Origin of the sequence: Pseudoalteromonas sp. J010 (assembly GCF_003934235.1) — a bacterium.
GTDB lineage: Bacteria > Pseudomonadota > Gammaproteobacteria > Enterobacterales > Alteromonadaceae > Pseudoalteromonas > Pseudoalteromonas peptidolytica.
In genome coordinates, this window is record NZ_RDBW01000004.1 from 12464 (window position 1) to 21903 (window position 9440).

Here is a 9440-nt window from a genome sequence, read left to right on the forward strand (position 1 = left end):
CAATACTAACATATTATTTTTATTAGTCTTGTCTTTGCCCTGATAAATTATAACCGAGAATGTGCGATGACTTTTTTGTTGGTATTTTGGGTGCGAAAAAAAGCTTCAAATTGCTGTGCCGTTAATGGTTTACAAACTAAATAACCTTGTCCAAAATCACATGCCAACTGCTGCAACATATCAAGCTGTGCTGACGTTTCAACTCCCTCAGCAACGACTTTCATTGATAGGCTATGCGCCATGTTAATAATAGTAGTGACCAATGCCTGCGACTCTGTTGAGACGAGCATATCAGCAATAAAGCTTTGATCTATTTTAAGTACATCAAACGGATAATGACGCAGGTAATTAAGAGAAGAGTAGCCGGTGCCAAAATCATCAAGAGCAAGTTTAAACCCGAGTTCATGAAGCTGATCTAATGCTTGTTTTACTTGTGCCTGTCCAGAAATAAGCACTCCTTCGGTTATTTCTAATTCAATATCGTGACTGGCTATAGACCGATCATCAACAAGTAGGGCTATTTTTTGAATTAAATTTGGGTCTTTGAACTGCCTAGGCGAGAGGTTAATAGCCACTCTTAGGTTCGCCTGTAAACTCTTTTGCCACTGATTAACCTGTTGTATAGTCGTTGCCAGTACGAATAAACCAATATCTATGATGAGCCCATTTTGTTCGGCAATCGGGATAAATTCCGCAGGAGATACCGAGCCGAGGGTTTTACTATGCCAACGTAACAGCGCCTCTGCACCGAATATTTCACCATTATTAATGTTAAATTGAGGCTGGTAAAAAACTTCGAGTTCGTCCTCTGCCAATGCGATTCTTAGTGCTTCTTCTATGGCAATTTGTCGTGATAGCTTCTGGCTCATTTCTTGGTTGTAAAAACAATAACCATTACGACCGTTATTCTTTGCATTGTACATCGCGGTGTCTGCACAACTAAGCAATTCAGCGGGAGTGTCAGCATCAAGAGGATAGACAGCAACGCCAATACTGATTGAAATATTAAAGTCCCTATCATTGAGCTCAATGGGTTCATGAAATAACTTAACCAGCATATCGGCGACACAAGTAATATCAGAAACATGAGCAAAGCCATTCATCAATATAATAAACTCATCACCTCCCAGCCGGGCAACGGTATCTTGCTCCCGTATTGAAAGGGTAAATCTTTCTCCTGCTGCAATCAGGACTTGATCTCCGATCTCATGACCTAGAGTGTCATTGATCCGCTTAAAGTCATCTAAGTCTATAAAAAATACAACAGCCAGCGCTTCACTGCGCTGTGCCGTAGACAGCTGTTGCGTTAATCGCTCCATAGCTAAAAAACGATTTGGGAGATCTGTGAGTGAGTCATAAAAAGCATGATGTAAAATGACTTCTTCTTGCTTTTTCTTCTCGGTAATGTCACGAACTACAATAACGAGCTGATCGCTGTTTGGGATTGGAGAAAGCCGCGCCTCAAAGAGCTTGTTCTGACCGTCAATAGTCAATGGATATTCTATTTGTGTTAACTGATGCTGTTGAGTTGCAGAATTTATTGCTTGGTTAAACTGTCGAGCAGCATGATGAGGTAAAACATCAGCCATCTTTTTGTGAATGAACTGTTCTGGTGAAAGATACAGATCATCTTTTTTACTAGTGTGACACTCAATAATAGTGCCATCCGTATTGATGATAAAAAACAAGTCAGGTAAGGCATGAAAGACGCTTGTCATCAGTGCATGGCGACGCGCCAGTTCTTTGTTGGTTTGCAGTTGTTGTTGCCAGTTTTGCTCCAGTGTTTGCGCGGTTTTATTCAGTTGCTCAGCGAGTACTGCAAACTCACCTTGCCCAGTTATCTGCACACGGCTGGTGAGTGATTTGGTTGAAAGGTCGTGTCCAACATCAATCAGCCTTTTGATTGGTCTATGAATAAAGTAATGGGTAAAGCTTAATAAAGTCGCAGTCAGCAACACCAAAAACGCAATGAGCATACCTGCTTTGGCGGTAAATTGCTGTTTTAGAGAAGTGTAGATCTCGCTGACATCATAGAGTGCAACCAATCGGAGCACATCGTCTGAATCACTAACCGGGAGGATGGTAGACATCGGAATAACGGTAACAAAATACTGCTTTGCGGGAATATAAACAGTAACGAGGTCAAGCGCGTCTAACGCAGACGTCGCATTGTGTTCCTTAATGATGCGAGTAAATAAGTTAAAACCAGCTTCTGCCTGTGGATCAAGTTTTATTACTAAGTCATTTTTAACTATAAAAAGGGCTGCATATTTATCATCTGAGTAGTAATCCTCAAGGGTTAAGCTAACCTGATTTATATTGCCCTTGGCAAATTCAGTGGATAGGTGTTTACCTAAATGCCTCATGCTCTGTGTGAGTTGTGCTTGATATGTACTAAGTAACATATCTCTTTGGGTTACATAAGAATAAGCAATAATAAAGGAGGAGATCAGCAAGCCACAGAGTACGGTACCCCAAGTCAGAGTCTGTTTTAAGTTAATGGCAATAACTTTGTTATTCATGTACTTGCTCTTCTAGAGGAAAAGTCGCAAATATTTAAGTGCAGAATGGTCATTTATCCCGGCTATCGTTCCAAATTTACGAAGCTACACATTTGTATTAGGAGTGTAGTTTAATTATACGAAACCAGCTTAGGTTTTATGTACCGATACACAAGATAAAAAATAAAAAGCACTATGTTTGCTAGATAACAAAAACTTGCCTATCTTTTCAGGACATGAGAGCTCGAAGTTATGACGCCTCTATTTTATCTTCAAAGGAACGCAAGTATGGTTGATGGTACCAGTCATGAAGAAAAAATTACTCCAGAACAAGCCGCGCAATGTGCCCAAGAGCAGATCCAATACATAGGTTCTATTCAACCATACGGGTTTGTCATAGTCGTCGATATTGAAACGCAAAAAGTGATTACATATTCAGAGAATGTTGAAGAAATGCTCCGACATAACAAAGTAATCAACACTGGCGAAAAGATAAAAATAATGGGCTCATCTATGAGTGATTGGGCTGGTAAATTGGATCTAGATAGTATACCAGCTCATGGAGGGCACTTTCAGGTTGATATTCAAACTAGTAAATATAGTCTTGCAACAGAGTGGGAGTGTTTGGCGTCTCGCATTGGTCAGTGTCTCACACTTGAATTTCTGCCTCTTTGTAAATCTGAAAGTTCTCAAGAGATTCTCACTAAACTGGATAAGATGGTCAATAACATTAGGGGAGCCAAGAACTTATCCGAGCTCTGCGACTCGGTAGCTGAACAATTTCAACATCACACAGAGTACCATAGGGTGATGATTTATCGCTTTATGCCAGATGGTTCTGGAGAAGTGGTATCTGAAAGTTGTGCGGCAGGGTTTGACGTTCGTTTTTTAGGTATGCGTTTCCCAGCAGAAGACATTCCTAAGCAAGCAAGAGAGCTGTATAAAACGAATTCACTGAGAGTAATGGCTGATGTGGACGCAGTTCCTGTTCCGCTAGTGACAAACACACTTCCCGATGGCAGTGTTGTCGACCAAAGCATGAGTATATTGCGCAGTATGTCACTGATGCACGTTGCATACTTAAAAAACATGGGAGTCAAAGCAACGTTAAGCTCTGCACTGATGTATGAGGGAGAATTGTGGGGACTTATTGCGTGTCATCATTATGAACGAAAAGTTCCGCCAACATATATGGTTTCTCAGACAAAAATTTCTTGTGAGCTGTTTTCTGAAATTGCTTCTTCTTATCTAGCGCCATCTTTGAATATAGATTTGATGCAGAGGAAGCTAACAATAAAACATGAAATAGACCTGGCGTTTATTGGAAATAAAGCAGGCTCCCATGGAGATTTTCAAACTATTYTACAGCAGGCATTCCCACACTTAGGTTATGACGCTGTTGGGATTATTTTTGATGGAGACTGTGCTTTACAGTCTGTTGAAGATCAATCTGTTAGTCAGTCACAAGAGCTGAAATGGTATCAATCTATTCTTGAAGTGATTGAATCAAATCAAGAAGAGCTTTACGAGAGTTGTAATTTACAAAAAACATCTAACATAAGTATTAAGTTTAGCGAGTCAGAGAACGTGGCTGGTGTATTGGTACTGAGAAGTAAACTGATGCCAAATTTAATCGTATTCTTCGCGGCCAAAGAGCAAATAAGTCGGATAGCTTGGGCTGGTAAGCCAGATACGGTCTCTATTGTAATAAAAAATGGGGAAAGACATTTAGAACCAAGAAGTTCTTTTGCTTTGTGGAATCAAACGGTAAGAGGTGAATCGGAGCAGTGGTCGGAGTTAGACAAAGAGCTCATCCACTATGTATATGAAAAGTGCTTGGAGCGTGCGATTCTAATCAGAAACAATATGCAGCGACTAGAATTGTACAACTCAGCCTACCGAGATCCTTTAACCAAACTGCATAATCGGCGTTATATCGATATATATCTTGAAAATTTGCGATGTGGCCATGAAAAAGTTTTGGCTATCTCTCTGTTATTCATCGATCTAGATAACTTTAAGAGAATCAATGATTTTTATGGACACAGCGTTGGTGATGAGCTTTTAAAAGAGTCGGCTAGTCGGTTGCTGGAAAGTGTCAGAGCAAATGATTTAGTGGTTAGGATTGGTGGTGACGAATTTATCGTCATGATAGTACATAGTTTTGATGATATCGAAGTAAATAAGACGATAGCGGGGACTATCGCGACGAAATTCATCAAGGAAATCGCAAAGCCAGTTTCCAGTGGAGAGTGTCAAATGGTCACAACACCAAGTATTGGTATTGTGACCAAGCCCTTTGATGAATTTATATTGGAAGAGGTTATGCAAGATGCTGATATTGCTATGTACAAGGCCAAGCAAGCGGGAAAAAATAAGTACCATCAGTTTGACGATACTGACAAGCTTCAAGTCATGGAAGAGGGGCAGCTAGAAATAGAGCTTCGAATGGGCATAAAGCATAGGACGGTAGATGTCTATTTTCAGCCACAGTTCGACTTCAAAACAAAAAAGGTAGTAGGTACGGAAGTATTAGCTAGGTGGCATCATCCAACGTTAGGGTTTATTAGTCCTGAAAGATTTATCTCGCTGGCTGAAAAAGTTGGTATCATAAATGAACTTGGTAGCCTTATATTTGAGAAAGTATGTGAAACATTAAGGGAGTGGGCAGATAAATCTGGCAAGCCACTAGTGGGCACCTACTCTATTAACGTTAGTCTGCTCCAGCTTTTTGACCCCCAATTTACTGATAACTTAATCGATAGTACTTATAAATTCAATATTAATCCCAATTTAATCAGACTAGAAATTACTGAATCGATTTTTATTAGAGATTTTGAGCAAGCAATTAAAATTATAATAAAGTTGAAGAAGTATGGCTTTACATTTTCTCTTGATGATTTTGGGACTGGTTATTCATCTCTTAGTTATTTACAAAAACTACCTGTTGATGAAGTGAAAATTGATAAATCATTTGTTCTTACGATGACTGAGGATAATACTTCGTTAACTATGGTCAGTAGCATTATTGATTTATGTAAAAAGCTAAACTTGAGAATTGTCGCTGAAGGCGTTGAAAACTCAATGCAAGTTACGCTGCTTGAGGGATTTGGCTGCAATGTAGCGCAAGGCTTTTACTTTGGAAAGCCAATGCCAAGATTTGAGTTTTTTAATATGTTTATTGATAGTGAAAATTATGCCGCTTCATAGGAAACTACGCTTAGAGACCAAAGCTGCGCACGATAAAATTGAATTGGATAGTATTTTTTCTTATTACTTTTCTTCAGATTTAGATGGAGAAATGCTGTTGGGGATACTTGGGGAGATATATATTTTATATTTTCCTTGGCAGCAAAGTTTAAATAAATTCCATAATGTTTTTAATCTTCCTGAATTTATGAAAATTGACCTAGGTGTCGATCTCTTAACAAGTCTTGTTCCTCAAGTAAAGCTGTCAAGTGCAGTACCAGCGATACCAATACATGGCATCGAATCATACATTGGTTGTGTCTATGTACTTCAAGGCTCAAGGATGGGTAATGGGATGATTTATAAGCGGTTACTAAAAAATCCTAACTTGCCTCAAACTTTGCTCGTATACCATAAAAAACTTTCTTATTTACAAGCGGGGATAAGCTGGAGAGCATGGATGGAAAAGCTTGAGCGATTTTGTTTAGAACAAAACCTTGATGAAAATCGAATTACCCAAGGAGCATGTGAGTGTTTTGAGCTGCTGCACTTACACTTTGCTAAAAACAAGCAATCTATTCCTAAATTGAATCTGAATGAGCCTCAAGCAAAGTAATTTCTAGCTGTTGTCAAATTTAGTTACATAATTTTCTATTTAAATTAACGTAGCTATAGTTTTGAGTGACTCAAATGTTTACTCTATAAAAAGAATTATTGACTATAAAAATGGAAATTCAGGAATAATAAAATGACAAAAACTATAATAAAAAAACGTACCTTATCACTGCTAGTGGCAAGTGCGCTTGCAGCACAAAGCTGGGCAGCACTGGCTGAAACTATCACGAATAACGTGTACTCAGAAAAAGGATTGGCGGGAACGCTTACACAAGAAAAAATCGATGACCAAAACTACAAAGCAAAAATTGAATTTGGTTGGAATAACCGCCGTATCTTAATCGATGAAAACCTTACACTGAATGAGCAAGGCTTACCTATCAAGCTCAGCCTTCAAGGGCGTTCTGCATTTGGCTCAAAAATTGATGAGACATTTAGTTATAACCGTGGAATTGCGCAGTGGAAAAGTGTCAATGAATCCGGTATCAAAGCTGATGCAACGTTAGATTTTTACGTGCCATCTAACCTCCATCTCGCACTAGACAACGCCACAATGCGTTACGTGCTTAAAAATAATCAATATGAATTAGATGTATACCCCCAAGGTAAGATGCTGATTGAGAAGTTAAAAACACTCAAACTTGGAGACCAAACTGTGCACTTATTAGTGACCAGTGGTCTTAGTCTTACACCAAACTTTGCTTGGTACGACGATGATGGTAATTATTTTGCACAAACTTGGGGAGCAATGTATGTATTACGTGATGGTTTTAGTAAAGCACAGTTTGAGCAGCTTGAGACCATCCAAAAGCAAGCTGAACAGCAGCACCTTGAAAATCTTGCTAAGAAACTGACGCACCAAGTTCCTGAGCTTTTCATCGAAAATGTTGCGGTGTTTGATAGTGAACAAAAAAAGCTGCTGAAAAAACAAGATGTATTGATCCAAGATGGCAAAATTGTAGAAGTCGCTAATCATATTAAGAAGCCAAAAGGGGTGGCTAGTATTGATGGCAAAGGAAAGACTTTGATCCCAGGGCTTTGGGATATGCACGGTCATTTATCAAAAGAAAACGGCATCCTTAATATTGCCAACGGCGTGACCAGTGTTAGAGATATGGGTAATGAGCACGACAATATTATGGAGATTGAAGCGCTCTTTAATACTAATCAAGTATTAGGATCTCGTGTATATCGTGCGGGTTTTATGGATAAATACAGTGAAAACTCAGCGGGGTTGAGCGTTAAGTCGTTGCAAGAGGCGCTGGATACCGTCGACTTTTTTGCAGACAATGGCTATGTTCAAGTCAAACTGTACTCTTCAATAGATCCAAGTTGGGTGAAGCCTATTTCTGAACGAGCACATAGCCGAGGATTAAGGCTTAGCGGCCATGTTCCCGCCTTTATGACAGCTGAGCAAGCAATTGCAAATGGATATGATGAAATCCAGCATATCAATATGCTTTTCCTTAACTTTTTAGCTGGTGAAGAAGTCGACACCAGAACACAAAAACGCTTTTCACTAATGGGAGAGCAGGCTTCAGGCTTATCACTAGATAGTCCAGAGATGAACGCGTTCATCAAGCTACTCAGTGATAAGAAGGTGGTTGTTGATCCGACGGTATCGACATTTAGAAGTTTATTGATGTCAGAAGATCAAAAAGTCAATCCTGAATTTGCCGCTATCTCCGAGCATATGCCGATTGCATTTGCTCGCGGCTTGAAAGGGGCTGAGATGCATGTTGATGAGCAGTTTAAACTCAGTTATCAAGAGTCAGGCGAAGCGATGCAGAAAATGCTGAAAAAACTCTATGATGCCGGTGTGCCTATGGTACCTGGTACCGATAACATAGCTGGTTTTACCCTGATCCGAGAACTAGAGCTTTATGTTGATGCGGGGATCCCAGCTGCGGAGGTGCTGAATATGGCCAGTATCGAGAGCGCTAAATTGATGGGGGTTGCACATCAAACAGGCTCTATTGCCAAAGGTAAAGTAGCTGATTTAGTGTTGGTGGACGGCGATCCACTCAAGGACATTACAGCATTGCAAAAGGCAGCCTTGGTGATCAAAGGTGAGCAAGCCTTTAAACCTGCTGAAATCTACCGAGCGATTGGAGTGAAGCCATTTACTAGCGCGCCCTCACTAAAGTAGATAGTAATACCAATTTGACTTAATAGTTGCTCAATTTGAAGAAGTAAATCTGACGCTAACAGCATTAAAAATTTCTTATTTAGAACAACTAAATAGCAAAATTTTTGCCTTGCCTACAGGACATAGGTACCTCGGCGTGAGCAGGGCGCGGAAGCGGTGTTATCGACAAGATTTTCTCGCCCCAAAATAGACCACTTAATTAAGAAAATTGGTATAATCCAACGACTAAATAAACCAAGGCCAGTACAAAGATATGTGCTGGTCTTTTTTATTTACGCCTCAACTTGAACAAGTGTTACGACTAAATGGCATTCGTTAATCCTTCTGTTAGTTCCTCTTAATACGCTTTAGTTATAACGTGCGACTGGCCGCCGAGTAATCCTAGTTGAGTGTTTGATAGACTTTTCTATTGCAAAAATAAACCTCAAAGCGCAATAGCCTTTAAATATGTCATACAAAAATCTTAAAATTAACTGAGTGTAATCTAGTGTAATGAATAAATTTACTTTTTTGTTAATATATTGCTTTATTTATCAGTTTCTTGTGCTAGCCTTTTTTACTGATCACTCGTAGTTGGTGTGAAACCGCAGTCGTTTTCTCGTTGTGTTTGTTTTACCTGCTGTTGAAAGGTCTCATTTTTAAACTCTATTTGATTCTCTGAAGTCGTCAGTCTTTCTTGCTACTAGTAGTAAAAAAGTTGCCATATTGGTGTGTTAAAATGACAGTGAGTAATTACAGCGATGTTGTTGTGCTGCAAGCAAATAGCAAAAGGTGCTGTTGATTAACTTGGCTCGCGGTTTTAGCGGTTAGTTAACCTTTATAAATATACCCCACAAACGCTTCCCTGCTTATGTTAGGTACTGTGTTTGTTGTGGTTAAGTAATTGATTGGTTTTTTACAACGTTACTGATGGTTAACTGTCGCAAGCCAAATAGATATTGCTCGCGCTGTTGCCAAAGGAATCCCAACCAAGTTATGGGGATGGC

4 protein-coding genes are annotated in these 9440 nt (G+C 39.5%); 3 read left to right on the forward strand and 1 reads right to left on the reverse strand.

Annotated features, from left to right (window positions below):
• Positions 1–47 precede the first annotated feature (47 nt).
• Positions 48–2522, reverse strand: a complete 2475-nt coding sequence (locus EAG18_RS03370; protein WP_125250996.1) for an EAL domain-containing protein — start codon at positions 2520–2522, stop codon at positions 48–50.
• A gap of 267 nt (positions 2523–2789) precedes the next feature.
• On the opposite strand from EAG18_RS03370, the gene EAG18_RS03375 reads away from it, so the two are divergent.
• The 3 genes from EAG18_RS03375 to EAG18_RS03385 all read left to right on the forward strand — a co-directional run bounded on the left by EAG18_RS03375 (position 2790) and on the right by EAG18_RS03385 (position 8454).
• The gene (locus EAG18_RS03375) at positions 2790–5711 is read left to right on the forward strand and encodes an EAL domain-containing protein (RefSeq protein WP_185745544.1); all 2922 of its coding nucleotides are present in this window, start codon (positions 2790–2792) and stop codon (positions 5709–5711) included.
• Positions 5689–6306, forward strand: a complete 618-nt coding sequence (locus EAG18_RS03380; RefSeq protein ID WP_125250998.1) for a biliverdin-producing heme oxygenase — start codon at positions 5689–5691, stop codon at positions 6304–6306. Before EAG18_RS03375 ends, EAG18_RS03380 begins: the two co-directional genes overlap by 23 nt.
• Positions 6307–6438: 132 nt before the next feature.
• Positions 6439–8454, forward strand: a complete 2016-nt coding sequence (locus EAG18_RS03385; RefSeq protein WP_125250999.1) for an amidohydrolase family protein — start codon at positions 6439–6441, stop codon at positions 8452–8454.
• Positions 8455–9440: the final 986 nt, after the last annotated feature.

Bases quoted from the DNA above. Each gene is read 5' to 3' on its own strand.
- EAG18_RS03370 (WP_125250996.1), bottom strand. From the start codon at position 2,522: ATGAATAACAAAGTTATTGCCATTAACTTAAAACAGACTCTGACTTGG.
- EAG18_RS03385 (WP_125250999.1), top strand. From the start codon at position 6,439: ATGACAAAAACTATAATAAAAAAACGTACCTTATCACTGCTAGTGGCA.